Raw genomic sequence first — 24,681 nt, forward strand, 5'->3', positions numbered from 1 at the left:
ATTCTTATAAAGGAAAGTGGCAAGCGACCAGCCGGTCGTCTCCCGCCGGTTCGAGCGGGGGCTCTTCGAGCCTGCACTTCTCCTGCGCGTACGGACAGCGCGTATGGAACCGGCAGCCGGAAGGCGGATTGGCCGGCGAAGGCACGTCGCCCTCCAAAATGATCCGTTCCGTCGTCCGATTCGGAGTCGGCTTCGGAATCGCGGACAGCAGCACCTGCGTGTACGGATGACGCGGCCTCGCGAACAAATCCTCCGTGCGCGCGACCTCCACCATTTTGCCCAAATACATCACGCCGATCCGGTCGGAAATGTGGCGGACGACGTTCAGGCCGTGGGCGATGAACAGATACGTCAGCCCGAGCTCCTTTTGCAGCTTCTGCAGCAGGTTCAGCACCTGCGACTGCACGGACACGTCCAACGCCGACACCGCTTCGTCCGCCACGACGAATTTCGGATTGAGCGCGATCGCCCTGGCGATGCCGACGCGCTGGCGCTGACCGCCCGAAAACTCATGCGGATACCGGTTGCGCCGGGACACGTCGAGACCGACGAGCTCCATCAGCTCGACGACCCGCTCGTCCACCTGCTTGGCCGTCATTTTCCGATGGGTCCGAAGCGGCTCCGCGATGACGTCCTTGATGAGAAAGCGCGGATTCAGCGATCCGTACGGATCCTGGAAAATGATCTGCATCTCCTGACGCAGCTTGCGAAGGTCGGACGCGCTTACCTGCTGGATGTCTCGGCCCTGGAAACGGATCCCGCCGTCCGTCGCCCGCTTCAGCTTCAGCAGCACTCGCGCGAGCGTGGATTTGCCGCATCCGGACTCGCCGACCAAACCGAACGTCTCACCCGTGCGGATGCCGAAGGTGACGTCGTCTACCGCTTTCACGTGGCCGACGACCCGGTTGAACAACCCGGTCTTGATCGGGAAATACTTCTTGACGTTGACCGCTTCCAGCAAATATTCGTTCGTCGAAGTCATGGCTGCCCCACCTCCGGCCGGCTGGCGATCGTCACTTTGGCTTCGCGGTTGTTGGGCTTGCCCGGTCTCGGATCGTCCGCTCCCGTATCGTCCAGCCAGCAGGCGGCTTTATGGCCGGTCAGCGACTGGCGCAGCGCCGGCTCGTTCGTGCGGCATACATCCATCGCATAAGGACAGCGGGGATGGAACCGGCAGCCCGGCGGGATTTTGCTCATCGGAGGAATCGAGCCTTTGATCGTGTACAATTCTCCCCCGCGTTCTCCTTCGAGTCCGGGAATGGACTGGAGCAGGCCGATCGTGTAAGGATGGCGGGGCCGTTCGAAAATTTCCGCGACTGTCCCCTCTTCCACGACCGCCCCGGCATACATGACCGCTATTCGGTCCGCGACCTCCGCGGCTACGCCCATGTCATGCGTAATGAGCAGCATGGACATCCGGAACTCCTTCTTCAGCTGAAGAAGCAGATCGAGGATTTGCGCCTGCACGGTTACGTCCAGCGCGGTCGTCGGTTCATCCGCGATCAACAGCTCCGGATTGCAAGCCAGCGCCATGGCGATAACGACGCGCTGGCACATCCCGCCCGACATTTCGTACGGATATTGGCGGGCCCGCACCTCGGGATCGGGGATCCGAACCTTCCGCAGCATGTCGACGCTTTGCCGCCACGCCTCCTTATCGCTCAGCTTCTTATGGGTGCGCAGCGACTCGGCGATTTGCTCGCCTACCGTGAACACAGGATTGAGCGCGGACATCGGGTCCTGGAAAATCATCGTGATCCGGTTCCCCCGGATCCTCATCATGTCCTCCTGCCGTTTGCCCACGAGGTCTTCTCCGTCGAACAACGCTTCTCCTTCCGTAATGACGCCGCCCGCGTAATCGATCAACCGCATGACGGACAGCGCCGTCACGCTTTTGCCGCTACCGGATTCGCCGACGACGCACAGCGTTTTCCCTTTCTCGATGTCAAGCGAGATTCGGTCGGTGGCTTTGACCATGCCCCGATCCGTCAGAAAGCCGGTGGTCAGATTCCGGATTTCGAGAATTTTTTCCGCCATTGGTCCAGCCTCCTTCGGGGAATCGTCGTTTTCCTCGGATCCAGCGCGTCCCGGATTCCGTCTCCGATAAAGTTAACGGCGAGTACGACGATCAGGATGCACAAGCCGGGATACAGGGCCAGCATCGGGTTAGTCAGCATGAATTCCTGCGCGTTGCTGAGCATCAGCCCCCAGCTCGTGGCGGGAGATTGGATGCCGAGACCGAGGTAAGACAGCGCCGACTCGCTCAGGATCGCATTGCCGACCATCAAGGTGGCGGTGACGATAATGGGAGCCGAAGAGTTGCGCAGCAAATGTCCGAAAATGATCCGCCAATCCGAGACGCCGATCGCTTTGGCGGCTTCCACGTACTGCATTTCCCGCAGCTGCAGGTAGTTGCCCCTGACGAGACGGGCGACGCCCATCCAGCTCGTAAGCGCGAGAATCCAGATCAGATAGGAAGCTTTGGAACCGAAAATCGACAGAATCAAAATGTTCAGGAACAGCGTGGGAATCGAGTTCATCACGTCGACGAACCGCATGAAAATCGTATCGATCCAGCCGCCGAAATAACCGGAGATGGCGCCGATCGCCGAGCCGATGACGACGGACACCACGGCGACGGAAAAGCCGACCGTAAGCGAGATCTGGCTGCTGTAGATCAAGCGGGACAGAATATCCCGGCCCAATTCGTCCGTGCCCAGCACGTGGCCTTCCGTTCCGGGCGGCAGATCGGGGAACATCATGTCGATCCGCGTCGGGTCGTAAGGCGCCAGCTTCTTGGCCAATAAGGCGATCACGATGAAATGAGCACGATGACCAGCCCCGTCACCGCGAACGGGTTTTGCATGAATTTTTTCGCCGCCGTCCTCCAGGGTCCCGGCGGGGGCGGTTCCACCGGCGGAACCGGCGTTCCCGCGGGCACGCCTTGTGCGGTATTCCGGTTAATGCCGGTTTCGGCAGGCTGCACGTTCGTTTCGCTCATCAAGCGGATCCGCCTCCCCGTCCGTACTGTACCCTCGGATCGACCACGGCGTACAAGATGTCCGCCAGCAGGTTGCCAAGGATCACGATGACGGAAACGACCAGCGTGATGGACATAAGCACGGAATACTCCCGCGCGTTGGCCATCTCGACGAACAATCGTCCCATGCCCGGCCAGTTGAAGACGCTCTCCGTGAGCGTGGCCCCTCCGACCAGAATGGGCAGGTCAAGTCCGAGGATGGTGATGATGGGGATGAGCGCATTCCGGAGCGCATGCCGGAAGACGACCTTGCCTTCCTTCAGTCCTTTGGCTCGGGCCGTGCGGATATAATCCTGGCCCAGCACCTCCAGCATGCTGGAACGCGAATATTTGACGTAACCGGCAAGAAAGCCGAGAGATAGCACCGTCACGGGCAACACGAGATGCAGCATGAGGTTGCCGAAGTCTCCTTGCTTGTCCATATCGTACATGTCGGACAAGGGCAGAAGATCCCATTTAAGCGCGAACCACTGCTGCAGAAGAATGCCGAACCAGAATGTCGGCATGGCAAAGCCGAGATAGGAAACGAAGTTGGACGCGTGGTCGGAAATGCCGTATTCCCGGGTGCTGTTGTAGATCCCCCATGGAATCGCGATAATGAGCGACAGCAGCCAGGCCGCCGCCATCAGGACCACGGTGTTTTTGATCCGCGGCCACAGAATGTCCCCGACCGGGATATTGTTTTTGAACGTATGGCCGAGGTCGCCTTTCAGAAGCCCGCCGATCCATTTGCCGTACTGCACGTAAACCGGCTGGTCCAGACCCAGGTTATGGGCCTGAACTTTACCGGCTTCCGGCGACAGTCCGGGCGCCAGGAAGATTTGCGTAGGACCGCCGGGAGCCGCATGGATCAAGGCAAAGGTCAGGATGGTAATCAGGAAAAGCACCAGCACGGATTGCAGCAATCGGCGAATCAGATACTCGGTCATCCGGTGTCCTCCCGTCCCTGACACAGGGGAAGGGCCCGAAGGCCTTCCCCTGAATCAGTTGGTTTATGAAGTTGAGTAGGATTGCAGGACTTACTCCACCCACCAGTTGATGGCGTGGAACAGGTAGCCATAAGCCAGCGACGATTCCGGACGATCGTCTTCCGCCCATTTCACCTTCGAGGAGTTGACGGCTTGCGGGAGACCGTATTGATACAGGAAGACATACGGCAGATCGATGGAAATTTTCTCGCCGATTTCCTGATAGATTTTCGCGCGCTCCGTTTTGTCGACGGTTTGCTGGCCCTTCACCCACAGATCGTCGAGCTCTTTGTTCACGTACCAGCCGGAGTTTTGGCCGGCCGGCGGGAAGTACTTCGACGAGAAGATGCTTTCCGCGTCCGGATCCGGGTTAGTCAGGGACCAGCCGAGGAGGATCGCCGGGAACTTGCCGGGCGTGATGTTCTGATCGATCCAGGTCGCGAAATCCATGCCTTTCGGCGTCGCTTCGATGCCGACGTCCTTCAGGTTCTGTTGGATGATCTGGGACACTTGCTCACGACGGCTGTTGCCGGAGTTGTATTGCAACTCGAAGGAGAAGCGGTGCCCATCCTTCACGAGAATGCCGTCTTTGCCCGGCTTCCAGCCGTCCTCCGCCAGCAGCTGTTTCGCTTTCTCGGAGTCGTAGTTATAATTGACGGCCTTGTCGCCCGGATCCGCCCAGGAGCCCGGCAGGAACGGAGAGTTCATGAGACCGCCGGAGCCTTTGAGCACGTTGTCGACCATGCCTTGGCGGTTCAAGGCGTAGGCGATGGCCTGGCGGGTTTTCTGGCCTTTGAATGGCGAATATTTGTCCGGGAAGTTCTCGTCCTTGAAGTTGAACTGTACGTATTCGTACTGCGGACCCGGCGCCAAAATAACGTTCAAGCCATCCTGCTTTTTGACGGCTTCGATCTGCGTCAGCGGGATCGCTTCCGTCATCTGGACGTCGCCTTTCATGAGCGCTTGGACTTCGGTGTTTTGATCCGCGTAGATTTTATAAATGATCTTGTCGATATGCGGTTTTTTCTCACCCCAGTAGTTCGGGTTTTTCTCGATCGTGAAATGCTGTCCTTGCGTCCATTCGGACCATTTCCACGGTCCGCTGGAGACGGTTTGGGCCGGATCCACGCCGAACTTGCTGTTCTTCAGTTCCTTCGGCGGGATGTCTTTGAGGACGTGGGCAGGCACGATGGAAATGAACAGGGAGTACGGGAAAGGCGCATACACCTGTTTAAGCTTGATGTCCAGCGTGTAATCGTCCTTTACCGTAATCGAATCGATTTTGTCGAGGGTGCTGATGGCCGGAGAACCTACGTCCGGGTTACGGATCGTGTCAAATGTGAATTTGACGTCATTCGCCGTGATCGGCTGGCCGTCGCTCCATTTGGCGTTTTGCTTCAGCTTGATTGAATAAGTCATGTTATCCGCCGCAACCTGCGGAAGTTCAGCCGCGATGGACCAAGGTTCGGCGGCGAGGTTGGCGTTACGGTCCAAATCGTACAGCTTGGCGAAAATCAAGGCGTCCAGGTCACCGGAAGCCGTATCGTTAATGAAAATCGGGTTGACGGATACCATGTCGGTGAAGGTACTGATGGTCAGAGTGCCGCCGTCTTTGGGCTGTCCGGACGGACTCGCGGAAGGAGAATCGGAGGGCGATGCGCTTGTCGTCGCGCTCGGCGTCGCCGAGGCGGATGGAGAGGATGATTCCGACGATTTGTTGCTGGAGGAACAACCTGCGATTAGGACGGCTGCTAAGGCGAAAACGGTGAAACTGGAGACCCACTTCTTCTTTCTCACGATTTCATCCTCCTCGTCAAATATGTACCAATTACTGGCATAGAAACCCTATGCTTTTTACAGCATAACGACTTTTCTAAATTATCGCAAAATTTTTTTTATTCGTTTTTTCCCCTCCCAATCGCGACAATTCATAAATATGAACATTTATTCATAAACAAATTTCGCGTTTTCGAATCCCTAGAATTTGGGTTATATTTCTGGGCGTAATCCACTATTTTACAGATGGATTTTGCATTCGTTTAGTCCCCACAACAAAAGAGAGGCGTTTGCCTCTCTTTTTCGTTTATCTTATGGCTTTTTGCCATGAAAGCGCTTAAACAAAAATTTTGCGAAAACTTGTCGATTTTTTACCGCCGAAATCACGTTTTTTCCATGGTAAAAGTATAATCATACAAATTGAGGCCTTTATAAATTTTTTTTAAAGCAAATTTCGAATCACCATATACGCCTCACAACCCCTTCAACGCCCAGACTACCCTTCGAACCGGCAATAGCAGGAAAAAGTCCCGCTAATTCACTTCAAATTCCCACTTTCTCCGTATTAGTGGGAAAAACTCCAACTAAATGTATGCTGTATGGGGTTTGACCAACAAACGTGCCATATTAGTGGGAGCTTTTCCTGCTATTTTCGGTTGGGACGCCTTTTCGCCAGATTTAGTTGGAGCTTTTCCCGTTATTCTTCGCTAGCCCGTTTCACGGAGCAAAGCCGCTGAAATAGCTCCCCGCCGGCAGATGGTTCAATTCATGGAACAACAAAGGAACGAATGCGACATGCATGGCCGCGATGAAGAGCGAGCGGATTGCAACCGTTTTGAGCAGTCTGAAAGCCAAGAAGAGCAAGAGACCGAAGAGGAGCCCGAATACGGCATAATATTGCATAAACATCATCACGGCGTCCGGCAGCGGCACGTTCGAGGTGTATTTTACGAGATAGAAAACATAATATCCCAAAGCCCCGCCAAAGCCTCCTAACCTTGCGATCCAAACCCATTTCGTCCGATAGATAGGAACCGCCTCCTCTCCCCTGCTTCCATCCATTGTAAAAAAAAGCGCCGGCTGATGCCAGCCGGCACTCACGAGAAGCGAGCTTAAAACACGACTTGCGCCCATTCCGTATGGATCCGGAAGAAGCTGTCGGGATTGTGCTGCTTCAGCGATTCGATCAAGTTGTGGTTATGGCTGAGCGCCTTCACGGCCCCGCCCGCGTCGTGGAGCTTTCTCATCAGGCCCAGGATGCGGAGCAGCAGCTCCTCCTGCAGCATGCCGATGCCGCCGAAATCGACGACCACGCGGAGCGGTTTAACGAAGAGGAAGCCTTGCACCGCGGTTTGCAGCTCGTCGAGCTTCTCGTCGCCGATCCCGCTTCCGATGCGGATGAGGAAAATGCCGTTTTTGTTCTCGATGGCCAGGGGCACGTCGTTCTGCTTGCCGGATTCGTCCAACAGCCCGTGCGGGTCCGAGGATTTGATTTTCAGCACTTCGTTCACCGTCTCGAGGATTTTCTCCACCGTGACCGGCTTCAGGATGTAGTGTTTGGCGCCGTTCTGGATCGCCTCGAACACCATGTTCCGCTGGTCGAGGGCGCTGATCATGATGATGTTCGCGTCCGGATACGTGGCCATGATTTTCTTTACCGCGTCTATCCCGTTCATGACCGGCATCGTGATGTCCATCGTGACGAGGTCAGGAATCAAACGCGAATATTCCCGGTATGCCTCCATGCCGTCGGATGCTTCCCCCACGATCGTATGGCCGGCTTGCACGAGCATCGATTTCAGGTTTCTCCGCATGATCACGGAATCGTCTACGATCAATATTCTTGCCATGCGTATGACCTCCTAGGATAAAGTGCTTTTCTTTAAAATGACGAAACCGACCCGCAGCAGCCCTTGATCGGAATCGAGGCGGCACGTCCAAATTTCCGAATCGGCGTACTTAATGGAAGCTCCCTCCGTGCGGATCGTGATCGGCGGGTCCATCAAAATGAATTCTTCGAGGTTCTGAAGCTGCTTCAGCGAATTGCCTAAAATCATGTTCGCCGCTTCCGCCAGGCTGTCCTCGACGAATGCGTCTTCTTCTTCCTCGGGAACGCCTCCGATGACCATATGCTGCAACAGCGTGCGGGACAACAGGTCGTCGGCCGTGATTACGAAGATGCCTTCCAAGGCTCCTTTGACGTTGATGAAAGTCGTCACTTTGTTCAGGACCAATTTATCGAGCTTGCTTTGCTGGAGGAGAATCATTTCTTCCGGGACGAGCCGGACGCCGACCTGTTCGCGGAAGAAGCGTTCGGTCGTTCGGACGAGCGGCTCGATAACCGTCGGCATGCCGAGTTGGGGCAGATCGGACAAGTCGTCCGCCGGGAGCTTGATCCGGAACAGCGTACCTTGGCCCGCTTCCGACTTCACCTCGATGCTGCCGCCCAAGCGGAGCACTTCAGCCTTGACCGACGACAAGCCGATGCCCCGGCCGGACAGCTCGGTCACTTGCTCCTTCGTAGAAAGCTCGTCGCGGAAGATAAGGTCGAGCGCTTCCGACTCTTCCATCGCATCAAGCTCTTCCTGCGTATGAAGTCCAGCAACCAGCGTCCTGGCCTTGATCGCCTCCGCATCGATGCCGCGGCCGTCGTCGGCGATCGACAGGACGATCGAGCCCGCTTCCCTGGATACGTGGCAGATCAGGTTCGCTGACACTTCCTTGCCCGCCGCTTCCCGCTCCTCCGCCGTTTCGATGCCATGATCGACCGCGTTGCGGAAGATATGGATCAAGGAGCGTCCGAAGTCGCCGTACTGGTCCGTATCCGCCAGGAACTCCCCGCCCCTGATTTCGAACCGGTTGACGGATTTCTCCATCCGCGAAGCCAAGCCTTCCACGTATTCAGGGTAGGACTTGAGCAGGTCGCGGAACGGCTTGTACCGAAGCTTGCGCAGGTCCGGCAGCAGCAGCTTGCAATCCACCGGCGACAAGGTCGCCAGCATCTTCTTCTCGATCTCGATCAAGCGGTCTTTATCCACCATCAGCACGTCCCGGTCCTGCAGGAACTCATCGCCGACCGTATCCCGAAGCAAGCGCATATCTTCGTCCAGCGCGGCGGATAAGCGCATGCCCTCCAGCTCCGCCAGCCAATCGGGCGCCTCGCCGGCGTCCAGCTTGCCGAGCCTGGAGATGAGCGACTCCGCTTCATGAAGCCTTTCCGTCACGTGGCGCAGTCCCCATTGGGCAAACGTTCCTTTAAATGTGTGCAACTGTCGGAAAGCGACGGCGATGGTCTCTTTGAACGGCTCGTCTTTGGCGGCCAACTGCTTCAAGTCGAAATCGAGGAATTTGCGGAAGTCCTTCACGCTCGCGGAGAAATCGGCGTAATGGACCATCACTTTCACGACCATTTTAAGCGTGTTCCGTTCGGCTTCCATCTGCGATTGGAGCGCCCGCTTCTCCGTGATGTCCGTCAGTACGACCATGAAGATCTCTCCGGCCGGATTCTCCGGATCGGGGATGATTTTGTAATCGACGCTGACGATCCTGCCGCGGATCTCCACTTCATCGATGAGCAGCGGCATGTAAATCTCGCGGCGCATGCGGTCGGAATCCTGAAGGATTTTCACGAGGATGTTCTCCATGAAGATCCTTTGTTCTTCGTCACCGACCGAGATCAACTGGGCGAAGGATTGTCCGGCCAGCGGAGCTTCGGGCGACAGTAACTTTACGCATTCCATGCTGAAGACCGGATGGACCGACAGATCCTCGCCGAAAGTCAGGAAGCCCTGTCCCGCATGGTTCAGGATGTTGCGCAGCGCCGCTTCTTTCCGCAAAATCTCCTGCTGGGCGCGCTGGATGATTTCCTTCGATTCCATAAGCTCTACGTTTTGAGCTTCGAGCTCTTCGTTCTGATCTTCGAGCGTTTGCTTCTGATTCTGCAGCTGTTCGGCGTAGGAACTCATCTTCTGCATGATCAGGTTCGTCGAATCCGCCAATTCCTCGATTTCCCGAAGCGGACGTTTCAGGGCCACCCGATTGCTCGCCACATCCTCGTACCGATCCCGGGCAATCCCCTGAATGTTGTCCCGCAGCTGCTTCAACGGGTTCAACACCGGTATCGAGAAAAGCTTGCTAAAGAGCAGCGTGAACAGCGTCATGATACCGAGCATGACCGCGAACAGCACGATCGTCATCATCAGCATGACCGCCGTGATCGTCGGGGAGAAGCCGACCTTCACTTGCCCGATTGGCTCGCCGGAAGCGTTCAGCAGCGGCTTGGAGGATTCGGAATGGTACAGCCGGTCCACCCACTTGAGCAGCCCTGTCGGGGAAGCCATCGTGGGGTTGTTGGAGTAAACCGTGTTCCCCGCGATTTCGACTTCAACGTAAATCATTTCATCCGAGAAGTCTTCTCCGCCGTTCAGGTTGAGGTGGACTTCTCCGGCATGCTCCTGTGCCTTTTCGGTGTAATCCTGTGCCTTTGCTGTATAATCGGCTTTCCAAAGCGGAAGGAAGTATTCGATCTTCGCCTTTCGGTCCATCCTCTCTTTCCAGGCCTGGGATTCGGGAGTGGACGGATCGAAATCCTCCAGCCTCTGCAGCTTCATTTCTTTCAGGAAAGACGGCGAATTGATTTCTTCCGCAATAGAGGAGCTTATGTAGGTCGACACCGCTTCCGTGATCGGTTTGAAGATGACGCCGACCAGCGCCAAGGTAATGCAGGCGAACAAGAACGTGTTGATCATGTTGGACAGGTAGAACAAGCGTCTTACCCGTCTTTTGAGCGTCCGTCGGTTCTTCTTGTGACCGTGCGGCGAGTAATGGAATGAGGGCTGAGGCATCGAGGTCAAGCGGATTCACCTGCTTCGTCGGAGTCATGGGCCCGGGCTCCCCCTGCTAAGGGACGCTCGCCGGTTACTTCATAGATTTCAACGGCTTCTTTCTTCCCCTTGACCTGTACCTTGTCGACCAACCTGACCGCAAACGCGTCGGGATCGTTCAACCGGCGGTAGGTATGTTCAGAAATCAAAAGGGAGGTGCCGTATTGCTTGTTCAAATCCTCCATCCGCGACGCGAGGTTCACGGCATCGCTGATGACGGTGCCTTCCATCCGGTTCTCCCCTCCGACGATGCCGAGCATCATGGAACCGGTGTTCAGCCCGATGCCGATGCGCAGCGGGTCAAGTCCGGCCGCCGACCGTTCGCCGTTGAAGTCCCTCAGCCGTTCCAACATCTTGAGAGCTGCCCGGACTGCCAAATCGGGACTACGATGGAACAACGCCATGATCGAGTCGCCCATATATTTGTCGATGAAGCCATGATGTTCGTTGACGATCGGTTCCATGATGTACAGATAGGCGTTGATGAGCCGAAAGTTTTCTTCCGGCGTCATCCCTTCCGACATCGAGGTGAACGAGCGGATATCGGATACGAGAATCGTCATCTCGGTCCGTACGTGGTCCCCGAGCCGGACTTCGGTAATGCTCTTCTTCTGAAGGAAACGGATGAAATCCTGAGGAACGAAACGTTGATACGAGCGGGTGAGCGCCTGCTGGGCCAGCTTGGCCTGACGCTCCTCTTCGTAACCCTGCTCGAGGTTGTCGACGTTTTTGAGCAGCATCCGGTTGATGTGGATCACCTGACGGAACGCTTCCGTAATGCCGGGCTCGGCCCGTTGGAAGAGCTCTTCCGGCACCTGGTCCGGAATAAAGCCTTCTGAGATATCCTCTAGCGTTGAGCGAAAATGACCCAGCGGCTCATAGATTCGAACTTGCAAGCGTCGCCGAACCGTAAGGACGAAGAGGACGGTTCCGCCGAGCGATAACGCGAACAGGAACGCTCCCCATCCCCCATTCTCCCGACTCCCCGCGGCGCCGAATAGAGCGAAGGCACCGAGCATAAATACCGGCAAACCGATCATGAGGCCTGCCTCAAGCGTTAACTGCCTCTTGAGGCTGCCTAATTTCTCCTTGGCCATGTCTTTCATGCTTGACGGCCTTCCGTCCCGATGGGAACGGACAAGAGGCCGCGCAAGGATGCGGCCAGCGTTTCGCGTGTCGCGCTGACGGCGACGCTGCCTCCCGCTCCGCGGATCGTACCGATGAGCGTCTCCAACGCGGAAGCCAGTTCGGGATGGCAGCTCCCGGCATCGCCGAATTGAAAGACGATGTTGATCGGCTTCACGAACAACAGGCCTTGAACGGCGGTCTGCAGCTCCGTATAGGGACCCGGCCGAAGCGGATCGATGAGCCGGATGGCGAATTGGCCTCCGCGGTTGTCCACCGCGAAACTGGGTTCATTCGCGGATGCGGTCGACGAGGTATTCTCCCCGTCAACTCGGCGCTCGCCCTTCGACCCGGTTGTACCGCCGGCGCCGCCATCCTCCCGGGATAACGGTTCAAGCTGCTGGCGAACGGCCGCCAGCAGCTTGTCTGCCGTGATCGGTTTGATCAAATAAGTTTTCGCGCCGTTCTCCATTGCTTGGAACAGCATGTTTCTCTGGTCGAATGCGCTGATGACGATAATCCGGGCATCCGGATCTTCCTTCATCAGCCTTTTGACGGTCTCGAGTCCATCCATGACAGGCATCGTAATGTCCATCGTCACGAGGTCGGGACGGTGTTTACGGTAGGCGTGAACGGCTTCTTCCCCATTGGCCGCTTCCGCTGCGATTTCATAGCCCGCCTTCGAGAGAATCGCATTCAGGTTTCTGCGCATGATGGGAGAATCGTCGGTGATGAGAATGCGCTTCAAGGGCAAACCCCGCTTCCATATCTTGTCTCTCTCATTGTATATGGACCGACAAGATGTGACAATGAGGCTAGTCTTAAAAGACTATAAAAAAAAGCGCCGCTTCCCCATGGAAGCGGCGCCGAGCCGTTTCAACCGGCGTATATGCGCACGCCGTGCTTATTCTCCCGTTTGATCTGGTACATCGCGGAATCGGCTCTTTGGATGTATTCCTGCAAAGTCCTAGCCTCGAGGCAGATTCCGACGGAAGCCGAGACCGTCAAAGCCATCTCCCCGATCGGCAGCGGGCGCGACAAGCGGTCCATGAGATGGTCCACCGCCTCAAGCACCGTTTCTTCTCCGGCGTCCGGAAGGAGGATGACGAATTCGTCTCCTGCATATCGGCAGGCTGCCGATTGATGGACGACGGCGATTTCCTTCAGGATGGCGCCGATTTTTCGCAGCACCTCGTCCCCGATCTCGTGGCCGTAGGTATCGTTGATGCTTTTGAAATCGTCCAGATCCAGAAAAACGATCGCTTTCTTCGCATTCGTCGGTAAGTGGTAGAACAAACCCTCCATGTACTTCCTGCGGTACACGCCCGTCAAATCGTCGAAAATCGCGTTTTCCTCCACCTCGATCAAGCGGCTGACCAATTCGGCCATTCTCTCAAGCAATCTCGCATCCTCTCGGGTGAAAGCGTGCTTCCGGTCCAAGGCGCAAAACTGGCCGAATGTCCTGCCGTCCCGAAGGACGATCGGAATGCCCAGGAAGCTGCAAGCGCCGAGTTTTCCCGTAACCGGAAGGGCAAGCGTGTCCCCTTCTTTGACGAGGGTTTCGGATGCATTGTAAACGCTGATCAGCACGTAGGCGCTCTCCTGGGTTGCAGCGACGAAAAACGTATTGGCAGGTATGATTTCCCTTAGCGTCTGGAAAAAGCATTGCACTGCGTCTCGAAGGAGATGGTATTCCGTCGTGATTCCTTCATAACCGTATTCCATTGGAATTTCCCCTTGTCTCACCGCTCCGAAGCGCAAAAAAAGTCCATCCCGAAAGGAATGGACATGGCAAAGCCCACCTCTTTCGGTAACCCGGCCGCCTTAGAAACTCCATCGTTTCCTTAGGCCCGAGGTTTTGCGTCCTCGCTTTTCAGCAAGTTTGCCTTTTCGCTTCGGATGGTTCGCGTATCGTGGTTCGTGAATCACGTATCGTTCCGGCGTTCATTATTACCCGTCCGCTTGATGAATGAAACGCTACCCGCGTACGAATCGAACAAAATGTACGGGCTTCGTCCGGATGAATCCGGCAATCCGACGAGATACATCGGGTGCCAGCTCCCGGAACCGCTCGAAAGCATGCGAGAAAATAGGCTGTAATGCCGGGTCCGAATACAGCTCGCCCGGATCGAGATCGTTCTCCCCGTTTTCTTCCTCTTGACCGGCCGCCCTCTTCCTCAGCGATCTTTCCAGCTCTTCCAGCAAGAGGACGAGAGCTTCGTCGCCGAAAAACCGAAGGGAATGCCGGATATTCGCCCAGATGCGCGCCTGCGGGAGAAAATAGCAGGTCCACCAGCGGAAGTCGTCGGCGGACACGATTACGTGATCGTAATAGACCCGGAACCAGAACAGGGCTTGCTGGCCTGGGGTGAGCCGCTCGAAGAGACCCGCATGGAAGTTCTCTCCCGGCGTTCCCGATTCCTTGTACGCCGCGATGACCGTACGCACGCATGCCGTCACCAGCGTATCGTCATCCAGGGCGTCGAAGGTGCGTTTATCCATTTCCGTCAGCACGCGGATCTCCTGCCCTTCTCCTTACGATGGGATTCCGGCATAGAAGCGCAGGTAATCCTCGATATGGCTTTTCCAATACGTCCGGCTGTGGTTGCCGCTGCCCAAGTGGTACTCCGACGGAATTCCGCGGGCTTGCAATGCGTCGTACAGCTGGGACGTGCCGACGTACAGTTTGTAGTCGTCTTTATCCCCGCAGTCGAGATAGACGGACATCCCGGAGAGATCCGCCGTGCGGGCGAGCTGGACCGGATCTCTGCGCTTCCGTTCCGCCGCGGTCGGATACAGCCACGATTTCATCCGCGGCACGCTCGACCAATCCGTCCACAGCGCCGGGCTGTGGCCGCCGACTTTGGAGAAGAGATCGGGATGCCGGAAAGCGATATGCAAGCTCGCGAACCCGCCCATGGAATAGCCGCCGATATAACGGCTTTTCTTACTGGCTTCGGTGCTGTAATGCGAATCCACGTAGCCGATGACGTCATGTACCATATAATCTTCGTAGCGCCCATAGTAACGGGAATGCACCGGATCCTTCGGAGTCTCCAGCCGATAGGCGTCGGAAGAATTGAGACCGTAGCTGTTGTCCATTTCCGGAGCGACGATGATCAGCGGCTCGATGCTGCCGTCCTCTATCAAACGGTCGGCCGCTTTATCCGTCTGCATCTCCGGCATCCAGGCGGACTCGGTTCCGAAATATCCGTGAAGCAAATAGAGAACGGGATAACGGCGGCTGGCGTCGTAGCCCGGCGGTAAGTAAATCTGCAGACGCTTGTCCGCGTTTAACGCTTTGCTGTGGAATTTCACCTTTTCCAATCGCGAGGGAGAGGGCGGCTTCGATCGGGACGTCTGCTCAGACGCCGTTGCGGAAGGAGCCGAAGGTACGGAAACCGCCGGCGTCGAAACCGCTGTCTGGGAAGAGGCGGCGGTCTGCGCCGCAGGCTGGCCGTCCGATGCTCCGCAACCGGCCGCAAAACCGAACAGGACGACCGCTCCCGCCGCGATCCATAATTTTCTCATTCCCCGCACTCCCCCGCATCGATCCTCAACTGAAAAAAAGCTGACTCCAGTGTATCAAAGTCCGCTTCGTTTTTACAATTTTCGATTCGTGCTGCGCCGTTTAGGAACCCGACGCTCGGGGAAATTTACTTCGGTGGAGGTGGTCACACGTGGATTCCGAAACGCCGAAGCCCGATACGGCGCCCGTGCCGATATGGAGATGCGTGAACCCGGAATGCAAAGTATGGGTCCGCGACGAGCTGGCGGCTTCCGATGCGCCGGCGTGTCCCATGTGCCAGGGGAAGATGATCCGGGGGATCAAGCATTTGCCGAAGCTGATCAAGAAGCATAAAACGGAGCGCAAGAAGAAAGACGAAACTCCCTGGCTTTCCTGACTCAACAAAAAAAGACCAAGCCAAGGACCCGGTTCTGAGATGACTGTCATGCGGGCTGGGTGCCTTGGCTTGGATTACTTCTTATGATAAGAGACAATAGGCCGTTTGTAACCGAAAAAGTAATGGCGCGACCGCGCAAAAAATAAAGGTGCGGTTCCGCGCATTACGGCGAGTTCCCGCGCGGACCGTCTTCCGGCGGGTTGCGTCCCCCCGCAAAAGCCAGCATTTCCTCCGTCATCTTTTCCAGCGTGAAGCGGGGACGGAAGCCCCACTCGTTTTCCGCCGCCGTCGTATCCAGCGAATCCGGCCAGCTCTCGGCGATTCTCTGCTTAAGCGGATCCACGCGGTAATGCAGCCGAAAGTCCGGGATATGCTTGCGGATTTCCGCGGCCAGCATCTCCGGATCCGCACTCATCGCGGTTACGTTATACGCATTGCGGTGAACCAACCCCGATGGATCCGCTTCCATAAGCTGAATGACGGCTTCCACCGCATCGGGCATGTACATAAAATCCATGAAAGTGCCGGCGGCGATATAGGACTCGTATCCCCCATGCCTAGCGGCCGCGAAATAGATGTCCACGGCATAATCGGTCGTTCCCCCTCCGGGAGGCGCCGTGTGGGAGATGAGCCCGGGAAACCGGAGGCCGCGGGTATCCACGCCGTACTTTAGAAAATAATACTGGCAGAGCAGTTCACCCGCGACCTTGTTCACTCCGTACATCGTAACGGGCCGTTGGACCGTCACCTGCGGCGTCCGATCCTTGGGAGCGTCCGGCCCGAATACGCCGATGGAGCTGGGCGTGAACAATTGGGCGTTCAGTTCGCGGGCCGTCTCCAGCGCGTTTAAGAGACCGCCCATGTTGATCTCCCAAGCCAGCAGCGGATCCCTCTCCGCTCTCGCGGACAACAGTGCCGCCAGATGGAGGATCGAATCGGCTCCGTATCGCTTGGCCGTATCGTAAAAAGCACGGCGATCGGTCACGTCGAGCTGGACGTAAGGTCCTTGCTCCTTGTCCGGCGGCCTGATATCCGTCGCGATTACGTGGTCCTCACCATATATGCGCCTGAGACGAGGGACGAGTTCGCTGCCGATCTGGCCCATCGAGCCGGTAACCAGGATGGTTTTCATGACGGCGTCCCATCCAGCAGCTTCGACCGGACCCTCCCGTACACGGACAGCACCCGATCCAGCATTTCTTCGGTGTGGGCGGCGGTCGGCATGTTGCGGATTCTTCCTTTTCCCTTCGGCACCGTCGGGAAAACGATCGCCTTGGCGTAAACTCCTTCCTCGATCAACGCTTGGCTGAACCGTTGAGTCAGTTTTTCTTCCCCGATGATGCACGGCGTGATCGGCGTTTCCGAGCTTCCCGTGTCGAAGCCCAGCTTGATCAATCCCTGCCGCAAATAGGCCGCGTTATGCCACAGCTTCCGCTGGAGGTCCTCGCTGCTCTGTAGGATGTCCAGCGCCGCAATGCACGCGGCGACGATGGACGGAGGCAGCGCCGTGGAGAACAAGAACGGCCGGCTCCGCACTTTGAGCCAATCGATCAAATCTTTGCGCCCCGCCACGTAGCCTCCGACGACGCCGATCGCTTTGGAAAGCGTACCGATCTGCAAATCCACCCGATCCGACAAGCCGAAATGCTTCACCGTCCCCGCTCCGCGGCCCAGCACGCCGGAACCGTGCGCGTCATCCACGTACGTGATCAGGTCGTATCGCTCCGCGATCTCCACGATGTCCGGCAGCTTAGCTATATCGCCGTCCATCGAGAAGACGCCGTCCGTGATCACCATCAGCTTCCCATACGCCCCGGAATTCCGGGCTTCTTGGGCTTTCCGCTCCAGGTCCTCCATGTCGGAGTGCCGGAAACGGATGATTTTCGCACGGGACAACCGGCACCCGTCGATGATCGACGCATGATTCAGTTCGTCCGACAGGATCGCATCGCCGTCATCCATGATCGCCGAAATGGCCGCCATGTTGCAGTTGAATCCGGACTGATACGAGATCGCCGCTTCCGTACCTTTGAAGGCGGCCAATTTCTCCTCGAGCTCCGCGTGGATGTCCATCGTGCCGTTGATCGTACGAACCGCGCCCGCGCCGACTCCGTATCGCTCCAGGGCTTCGGCTGCCGCCCGGACGAGCCTGGGATCTCCCGCGAGCCCCAGGTAATTGTTCGAAGACATGTTGACCAGTTCCCGCCCGCGGATGCGGATCGTCGGCCCGTTTGCCCCTTCCAGTACGTCGATTTCATTGTATAACCCGTTCTGCTTGAGCTCCGCCAAATTGCGCGACAAAAACGCCGCTAACGCAGTGCTCGACATTTCGGCCACCCCATTCCCTCACGTGATCAAGACGCGGTTTACGATGGTGATGCCCTGACGTTCTATATTCACGTTCGCCTATGCATATGCGGGCTTGAGGGCTTTCTTCCTTAGAAGGCCCAGTTTCCTTTGCGGAATACGGGCTCTAGCCGTCCGTCCGCCGTTTCCCCGTCGATGTCCATGTCGGCCGTACCGATCATGAAATCCACGTGGGTGTTGCTGTCGTTCAGCCCCGCCTTCAGCCGCTCTTCCGGGCTCAAATTCTTCCCGTTCTCCAGGCAGAATGCGAACGACTGCCCAATGGCCAAATGGCTGGAAGCATTCTCGTCGTATAAGGTCTGGTAAAAAATGAGGTTGGAATTCGAGATAGGAGAATCATGCGGTACGAGAGCCACTTCGCCCAAATAACGGGCGCCCTCGTCCAGGTCGAGCAACCCTTTGAGCGCCTCATAGCCTTGCTCCGCCTGGAAGTCCACGACCTTGCCGTTCTCGAATTTCATCGCGAAATTCTCGATGATGTTGCCCTGGTAACTAAGCGGCTTCGAGCTGCGCACGTAACCGTTCGTTCCCTCGCGGCTCGGGGACGTGAACACTTCTTCCGTCGGAATATTTGGGCTGAAAGAAGCCCCTTTCTCATTCATGGCCGAAGCTCCGGCCCAAATATGGCCTTTCGGCAGCTCTACGGTCAATTCGGTGCCGTCAGCGCGGTAATGCAGCTTGCGGTACTGTTTTTGGGTCAAATACTCCCGCTTCGATTGCAGGGACGCGGAGTGCTGCTCCCAATTTCCGACCGGGTTGTCGCCCGTCACTCTTGAAGCTTGGAAGATCGCTTCCCACAAGGCTTGAACGGCTTCGTCCCCGTCAAGATCGGGAAAGACCATCTTGGCCCAAGCCCGGGAGGCGGCGCCGATGATCGTCCAGGAGAACTTGTCGGAGGTCATATGCTGCCTCCATTTGGACAGCGCTTTGCCCGCCGCTTTGGAGTATGCCGCGATACGGTCAGGCGCCGCGTCTTTCAGCAGTTCCGGGTCTCTAGAATCGATCAGGAGATAAGCGCCGACGTTTTCGGCAATCTCCTCGACGGCTTGGACACGCCAGGCCGGATATTGCTCGAATGCCTCATCGGGGGCCATTTTATATTTCAACTGCGTGATCGTATCGTCGTACCATTCTACATAAACGTCCTTGGCGCCGGCTTCATAAGCCTTGGCGGTAATGAATCGAACAAGTTCCGGCGCAAGGATCGGCGCGTTAATCCAGAGTGCCTGGCCCGGCTGAATGTTCAAACCCACCTTCACGGTGATTTCGGCGTATTGCTCCAGCTTTTTCAAAAAGTTCGTCACGGTCATTCCTCCACTATTGGGATGATATGGACCCATCCGGCGAGTCACCTACATCTTACACGCCGCCGAAGCGCCTTTTCAACTGAGCCAGGAAAAACTGGACCGACAGGATCAGCAGGAACAAAGACGTGCTCGCGCTAAGGATGATCCAAGGATATTGGCGGATGTATTCGATTCCGTAAGCCAGCAGGGAGTTCCACTCCCCGGTCGCCGTAATTTCCATGTATTCGCCGAGATCCACTTCCAGCGTCTCCGCGCCGCCGATCATGATTTTGAACACGGCCAGCTGTCCCATCAGAAACAGTACCTGTACGAACTCGCTCAAGAACAGGAACAATAGCTCAAGCCGCATATTCGGCAGCACATGGCGTACGATCCGATGGCGGAGCGAACCGCCCATCAGGCGCGAAACGTCCACGTACAGCTTGTCGTGGTAGAAACGGGCCCTTTCTCTCAGTTGATAGGCCAGCGGGAATACCCCGACAAACGTAACCATGACGTAAAACGTGACGGTAAACAGCATTTTGTAGGAGGGGTCGGCTTTCGCCGCGGCGTCTAACCCGAGCCCGTAATACATTCCCGCCAAAGGAGGGTACAGGAACAAAAAAGCGGGCACGGCCGAAATGACCCACTGCATGTAGCGCAGCAGCCCCCCGCCTTTGCCGGTCGTGCCGGTCCATACACCCCAAGGCAGCGCGATCAGGAAACGGAACAGCGTAAGCAGCAAAGCGTAGCCGAGCGTGTACTTCATTCCGTTAAGCAGCAGGCTGAAGACGTCGTAGCCCCGATGGTCCGTTCCGAGCATGAAGTCGGCATTCGGCTCGAACGGCGGCGATTTGTACTTCATCTTCCCGTCGACCATTTCCTGATGGAGATGGATCTTGTCGGGGTCCGAAAGGCCGTGGGGCTTGATCCAGCTCCCGAGGAGAGCCGTCAGGACGACCAAGACGATCAGCACCCAGGAGAGATAGTATAAAATCGTGCCTCGGTTTCGTTGCCTCATGCGGATACCTCTTTCGTGCTGACGACGTAACGCTTGCGAAGCAGGGCGTACAGCCCGTGGAACAACATGGACACGACGGCAAGCGCAAGGCAAGTCAGGGGAAGCATGCTTACTCCCTGCATTCTCGGACTGACGATGAATCCGCCAAGACCGAGAATGTCGCAGGCCGCCTCGGCAACAGCCATGCTGGCGAGCGCGGCCGTGGTCGCTTTCGGCAGCACGGCCAGCAGATCCTCCATAACGTTGCGGAGCACGTGCTTCCACAGCACTTCCGCTTGCGACAGCCCTTTGGCCCTCGCGGTTACGACATAGTTTTGCGACAGTTCCCGCTGGAACGCCAGCCGAAGCGTGCCGTAAATCATGACGCCGGGAATGAGAGCGGTCGTGAGGAATGGGATCAGAAACGGCACCTGATCTCCGAATTGAACGACCAGTGCAAGGCGAATGTGCAAATTTTTATAGACGATGATGGCCAAGAACGTGATCAACGTGACGAGGAAAAAGTCCGGGACCGAGACCAGCAGTGCGTGTATGCCGTCCAGCACTTTGCCCGACCTCCGATTTTGCGATGCGAGAAGGGAGAACAACATGGACAGGACCAGTGCAGTCACCAAAGAAGGAATGAAGTAGCGGAACGTCCTCGGGATCATTTCCTTGATCGCTTCCGTTGCCGGAATTTTGGCCTTTCCCGTGCCCGTGACGACGACTCCGAGATCGCCTCGCAGATAGTTGACCATTTGTTTCCCTAACGTATAAAAATAGAACCTGGGCGAAATTTGCGGATGTTCGAGAGGGACACTCATGGCCTGGTAGACGCCGGATACCTTCGTTGCCTTCGCGATATACTCCTGTGCGCTTCCGTAAGGAATCGACAAGATCCCGTGGTCTTCGTCAGCGACCGTGGTATGCGGAATTTTGGAAGAAACCGTTTGCAGCTTTTCGCTCATCGAAATCTTTAAGGCAATGCGATCCGGAGATTCGTTGATGAACAAATTACTGACATTGCCCAGCAGAAAGATACCGAACACGGTAAGTAGACCGATGGCGACCCATTTAAGCATCGACTTGTACACATTATCGCTCCCGTTCCGACTTCGATTGAAACTTACCTTCTCATAGTTTAGCATTCGCCTAAAAGAGGTTCATAGGATTTAGATGTACATATATCCATTAAATGTAAACCATTTCCCTAAGATTACCTAAGGATTTCCATAAAAAAAGGAGAGCCGTTCGGCTCTCCTTTTTGTTCTAACTATCCTGTTCGTATGGCTCTTGAGCAGCCGCGGCTTCCGTAAAATCGATCGCCACTTTCCCTTCCATGCACCGAATGAAGAGCTCGGCCAATTCCGGATCGAACTGCGAGCCGGCGCACCGGCGGATTTCTTGCAGGGCGTCCGCGAACGATCTCGTTTCCTGATATGGCCTTTCCGTCGTCATCGCATCGAACGAATCGATGATGCAGAGCATGCGGGCGAGCCTTGGGATTTCCTCGCCCTTGTAGCCGTGCGGATAACCTTTGCCGTCATAACGTTCATGGTGCAACTCCACCAGCGGAACGAGATCCTTGAACTTGTCGGACACGGATACGATCTCTTTGCCCCACAACACGTGCTTCTTGACGATCTCCCATTCCTCATGGGTCAATTTGCTCTTCTTGTTCAAAATGTCCCTTGGAATCTCCAGCTTGCCGATATCGTGGATGAGCGCTCCCAATACGAGAAGACGGCGATCCTCCTCATTCAGGTTCAGCACCTCCGCCATGTCGACGGCATAAGAGAATACCCGCTTGGAGTGCTTAAACGTGTAGACGTCTTTGGAAAGGAAAATCTTGATTTGCTGCTCCAGCTCATTGATGTCGTTCGCGAGGCTTTGCGGCAGCCGACTCTCTTCCCCGTAAATGAACACGGTGTTTTTGCCCTTGGACTTCGCCGCGTACAACGCCCGATCCGCCCAGTCAATCAGCTGCGACTTGTCGTACGTTTCTTTGTTCACTTCCAAAATGCCTGCCGAGAAAGAAACGCAGCCGTGAGGGAAAACCTCAACCCCTTCGAAAGGCGTATTGTTGACTTTTTTGCGGAACGTGTCTACGAAAGTTTTCGCTTGCGCTTTGGTGAATCCCGGCATGATGATCGAAAACTCTTCGCCGCCGTAACGCGCGGCGAACAAATCCTTCGGCTGGCATTCCGTTTTGACGAGATTACCGAAAAAACCGAGCAGCCGGTCCCCTTGAGGATGGCCGAATGCATCGTTGTATTTCTTGAAATCGTCGAGGTCAATCATGACCAAACTGAGCGGAACGTTCTGCTCCCTGGCCTGCTTCATGTATTCGTCGAGCTTTTCCTCGAAGTAGCTGTGGCTGTACAACCCGGTGCGTTGATCGGTATTCGCTTTCTCGCTTACGGCATTATACATCAAGAAAAGCTGTCGGAATCCATGAGACAATAGCATGGCGATCGCGAGTAGTAAGAATAGGCCGAACGACTTGCTTTCCACCAGGAGAATTACCAGTACGATGGACAGCAATAACGTGCTCAAGTAAGCGAATAGCGTATCTTTTAATATGTTTTTGATAAATTCGTATAAAGTGCCTTTATAGAGAAGATAGTAATAGTAGCCGACAAAAAGAACGTTCACGATGAAATATACCGCCAAAGAAACCAGATAAGCAAATGCACGATCTAATTGAAACGCTCCTGTAATGCCGCCGAACATGTGGTAAAAGACATTCGCTCCAACAATCATAAACGCGTAGATCGAAAAATTAAGAAGATGTTTCCACCAAGCCACTTTACGTTTGGACAAAGCGATGATAACTGAACTGATCATCAAAACGAACAAGGAAAAACTTACTCCATATACAAATATCGCAGCCAAAAAGACGGAAGAGTCCATTGACTGCCTGTTACCCTCCGGAGGAAGCTGAAACATGAAATAATCCAAGATGATGACTGCGGCGCCCATGGCATAGATCATCACCCAATCGGACATTGTGTAAGAGAAGAAAGATCCGTTAATGGTCAACAAAAATAAGCTTACGCCTGCAAGGCAAACCAAGAAAGCATAGGTGTGCCCGGGTTGACGCAGTTGTGTATAGAGTTTGCGAGCGACACCCATTTCCGTTTCCGACCTTTCATTCTCTATTGAAAATAAGATAAGGGAAACAGGAGTTTCCTGTTTCCCTTTCATATTAACTCATTCTTAGTTAATTTTGTATCCCGATGTGAGTGCGATAATTACGGAAGCGACGATAGCGGCGTTGATCAGAATGCGGGTAATTTTGATTCCTTCGAGTTTTTTCATATGTATTATGCCTCCATTAATTGATTTTATATCCGGATGTAAGAGCGATGATAACCGAAGCAACGATAACGGCATTGAACAGAATGCGGGTGATTTTGATTCCTTCGAGTTTTTTCATAAATATTAATCTCCTCTCGGATAATGTTTTTATATTATTTTGTCTCAACAAAGGAAGTTCTCTGTTTGTGTCCTACCATTACATGCTGCAGATAGATGAAGATGCCGAAGTTCATAATTACGTCACCGATACTAATGACTTGATCCCTGGGATATGGAGTGGTGATCGGAATGATATCCCCAAGAAAAGGAAGTATCGTGTTATTCGTTAATGCAACGTGCTTAGAAACAATATCTCCGCTTTTGAGCATTTCCACGTAAACCGGATCCAGCACCGATGCAGCCTCTACCGATACCGGCATCTTGCCCCCATTCACTAGCATCACGATAAAGTTCAAGGCAACGCCTGCGAAAATCCACCAGAAGCCTTTTTCCTTCCGATTAATCGCGAGGACATACAAGCCTGCTACATAGACCGCCATGAACAGGTAACCGTTGTATTGCTCGATGAAGGAGAACTTTCCAGCCAGGAAATACAGGATGAACTGGATTGCCAGCAAGATCGGGAAAATCAATCCGCCTTTGATCCGGATCTGGGAGAGCGCCGCGAGTCCATTGCGCCAACCGGCGCGGATGAATCCGACGATCAACCCGATTACGATACCGTCATAAACCATCTAAGCAGTTCCCTTCGCCAAACGGAATGATTTAAATCGCCCTTTTAGCGCCGGGCTTCGGTTGGTTCTTTTCGAGAATGTAAGTTTTGCCGAATTTCCGGCAGACGACCTTACCCTCGCGACACAACCGTTTGACATGGTCTTGGTGGACTCCCCACATTCTGGATGCTTCTTCTGTCGACATGATCTCGTTGAGCGGGTTCAAAATGTCTCCTCCTTCTACAGAAGCAAGGTGGAATTTCGGAAGTTTCACCATCTTCTACTTTTGTAAACGTT

21 protein-coding genes, 1 pseudogene and 1 riboswitch are annotated in these 24,681 nt (G+C 55.3%); of the genes and pseudogenes, 1 reads left to right on the forward strand and 21 read right to left on the reverse strand.

Translation table 11 applies throughout. The annotated features are described in order from the left end of the window. Window positions 1-4 precede the first annotated feature (4 nt). The 13 genes and pseudogenes from EAV92_RS10400 to EAV92_RS10460 all read right to left on the reverse strand — a co-directional run bounded on the left by EAV92_RS10400 (window position 5) and on the right by EAV92_RS10460 (window position 15,323). Window positions 5-982, reverse strand: a complete 978-nt coding sequence (locus EAV92_RS10400) for an ABC transporter ATP-binding protein (RefSeq protein WP_123041019.1) — start codon at window positions 980-982, stop codon at window positions 5-7. Then, the gene (locus EAV92_RS10405; protein ID WP_123041020.1) at window positions 979-2,037 is read right to left on the reverse strand and encodes an ABC transporter ATP-binding protein; all 1,059 of its coding nucleotides are present in this window, start codon (window positions 2,035-2,037) and stop codon (window positions 979-981) included. Before EAV92_RS10405 ends, EAV92_RS10400 begins: the two co-directional genes overlap by 4 nt. After that, window positions 2,004-3,001, reverse strand: a pseudogene (locus tag EAV92_RS10410) (ABC transporter permease). Before EAV92_RS10410 ends, EAV92_RS10405 begins: the two are co-directional and overlap by 34 nt. Then, complete coding sequence (locus tag EAV92_RS10415; RefSeq protein ID WP_123041021.1) at window positions 3,001-3,969, reverse strand: ABC transporter permease; 969 nt, start codon at window positions 3,967-3,969, stop codon at window positions 3,001-3,003. The pseudogene EAV92_RS10410 and the gene EAV92_RS10415 overlap by 1 nt, the downstream one beginning before the upstream one ends. A gap of 90 nt (window positions 3,970-4,059) precedes the next feature. After that, window positions 4,060-5,808, reverse strand: coding sequence for a peptide-binding protein (locus EAV92_RS10420; protein WP_123041022.1), 1,749 nt, complete (start codon window positions 5,806-5,808; stop codon window positions 4,060-4,062). Between the two features lie 693 nt (window positions 5,809-6,501). Continuing rightward, window positions 6,502-6,759: a hypothetical protein gene (locus EAV92_RS10425; protein WP_123041023.1), complete on the reverse strand. Its 258-nt coding sequence runs from the start codon at window positions 6,757-6,759 to the stop codon at window positions 6,502-6,504. A 137-nt stretch (window positions 6,760-6,896) separates the two neighbouring features. Then, entirely contained in the window at window positions 6,897-7,634 is a 738-nt protein-coding gene (locus tag EAV92_RS25220) for a response regulator (protein WP_123041024.1), read from the reverse strand. A 12-nt stretch (window positions 7,635-7,646) separates the two neighbouring features. Further along, on the reverse strand, window positions 7,647-10,628 hold the full coding sequence (locus EAV92_RS10435) for an ATP-binding protein (RefSeq protein WP_241158552.1): 2,982 nt from the start codon (window positions 10,626-10,628) through the stop codon (window positions 7,647-7,649). A 5-nt stretch (window positions 10,629-10,633) separates the two neighbouring features. Beyond that, entirely contained in the window at window positions 10,634-11,773 is a 1,140-nt protein-coding gene (locus EAV92_RS10440; protein WP_123041026.1) for an adenylate/guanylate cyclase domain-containing protein, read from the reverse strand. Then, complete coding sequence (locus EAV92_RS10445; protein ID WP_123043678.1) at window positions 11,770-12,540, reverse strand: response regulator; 771 nt, start codon at window positions 12,538-12,540, stop codon at window positions 11,770-11,772. The genes EAV92_RS10440 and EAV92_RS10445 overlap by 4 nt, the downstream gene beginning before the upstream one ends. Window positions 12,541-12,668: 128 nt before the next feature. Further along, the gene (locus EAV92_RS10450; RefSeq protein ID WP_123041027.1) at window positions 12,669-13,517 is read right to left on the reverse strand and encodes a sensor domain-containing diguanylate cyclase; all 849 of its coding nucleotides are present in this window, start codon (window positions 13,515-13,517) and stop codon (window positions 12,669-12,671) included. An 81-nt stretch (window positions 13,518-13,598) separates the two neighbouring features. Beyond that, window positions 13,599-13,689: riboswitch (cyclic di-GMP riboswitch) on the reverse strand. 80 nt (window positions 13,690-13,769) lie between these two features. After that, window positions 13,770-14,306 carry a hypothetical protein gene (locus EAV92_RS10455; RefSeq protein WP_123041028.1) on the reverse strand — a complete coding sequence of 179 codons (537 nt, stop codon included), beginning with the start codon at window positions 14,304-14,306 and terminating at the stop codon, window positions 13,770-13,772. A gap of 21 nt (window positions 14,307-14,327) precedes the next feature. Next, complete coding sequence (locus EAV92_RS10460) at window positions 14,328-15,323, reverse strand: alpha/beta hydrolase (protein ID WP_123041029.1); 996 nt, start codon at window positions 15,321-15,323, stop codon at window positions 14,328-14,330. 149 nt (window positions 15,324-15,472) lie between these two features. On the opposite strand from EAV92_RS10460, the gene EAV92_RS10465 reads away from it, so the two are divergent. Next, window positions 15,473-15,697: a cold-inducible protein YdjO-related protein gene (locus EAV92_RS10465; RefSeq protein WP_123041030.1), complete on the forward strand. Its 225-nt coding sequence runs from the start codon at window positions 15,473-15,475 to the stop codon at window positions 15,695-15,697. A 163-nt stretch (window positions 15,698-15,860) separates the two neighbouring features. On the opposite strand, the gene EAV92_RS10470 is transcribed toward EAV92_RS10465, so the two are convergent. The 8 genes from EAV92_RS10470 to EAV92_RS25225 all read right to left on the reverse strand — a co-directional run bounded on the left by EAV92_RS10470 (window position 15,861) and on the right by EAV92_RS25225 (window position 24,661). Then, window positions 15,861-16,829, reverse strand: a complete 969-nt coding sequence (locus tag EAV92_RS10470; protein WP_123041031.1) for an NAD-dependent epimerase/dehydratase family protein — start codon at window positions 16,827-16,829, stop codon at window positions 15,861-15,863. Further along, entirely contained in the window at window positions 16,826-18,025 is a 1,200-nt protein-coding gene (locus EAV92_RS10475; protein WP_123043679.1) for a glycine C-acetyltransferase, read from the reverse strand. The genes EAV92_RS10470 and EAV92_RS10475 overlap by 4 nt, the downstream gene beginning before the upstream one ends. Before the next feature lie 110 nt (window positions 18,026-18,135). Continuing rightward, complete coding sequence (locus EAV92_RS10480) at window positions 18,136-19,368, reverse strand: aminopeptidase (RefSeq protein ID WP_164472719.1); 1,233 nt, start codon at window positions 19,366-19,368, stop codon at window positions 18,136-18,138. Window positions 19,369-19,423: 55 nt separating this feature from the next. Continuing rightward, window positions 19,424-20,371 carry an ABC transporter permease subunit gene (locus EAV92_RS10485; RefSeq protein ID WP_123041033.1) on the reverse strand — a complete coding sequence of 316 codons (948 nt, stop codon included), beginning with the start codon at window positions 20,369-20,371 and terminating at the stop codon, window positions 19,424-19,426. After that, window positions 20,368-21,444: an ABC transporter permease subunit gene (locus EAV92_RS10490; protein ID WP_164472720.1), complete on the reverse strand. Its 1,077-nt coding sequence runs from the start codon at window positions 21,442-21,444 to the stop codon at window positions 20,368-20,370. Before EAV92_RS10490 ends, EAV92_RS10485 begins: the two co-directional genes overlap by 4 nt. Before the next feature lie 175 nt (window positions 21,445-21,619). Beyond that, complete coding sequence (locus EAV92_RS10495; RefSeq protein ID WP_338134414.1) at window positions 21,620-23,005, reverse strand: bifunctional diguanylate cyclase/phosphohydrolase; 1,386 nt, start codon at window positions 23,003-23,005, stop codon at window positions 21,620-21,622. Between the two features lie 818 nt (window positions 23,006-23,823). Further along, the gene (locus EAV92_RS10500) at window positions 23,824-24,405 is read right to left on the reverse strand and encodes a DUF5317 domain-containing protein (RefSeq protein ID WP_123041036.1); all 582 of its coding nucleotides are present in this window, start codon (window positions 24,403-24,405) and stop codon (window positions 23,824-23,826) included. Window positions 24,406-24,436: 31 nt separating this feature from the next. After that, window positions 24,437-24,661 carry a helix-turn-helix domain-containing protein gene (locus EAV92_RS25225; RefSeq protein ID WP_420888814.1) on the reverse strand — a complete coding sequence of 75 codons (225 nt, stop codon included), beginning with the start codon at window positions 24,659-24,661 and terminating at the stop codon, window positions 24,437-24,439. Window positions 24,662-24,681: the final 20 nt, after the last annotated feature.

The organism is Cohnella candidum (assembly GCF_003713065.1).
Classification (GTDB): Bacteria; Bacillota; Bacilli; order Paenibacillales; family Paenibacillaceae; genus Cohnella; species Cohnella candidum.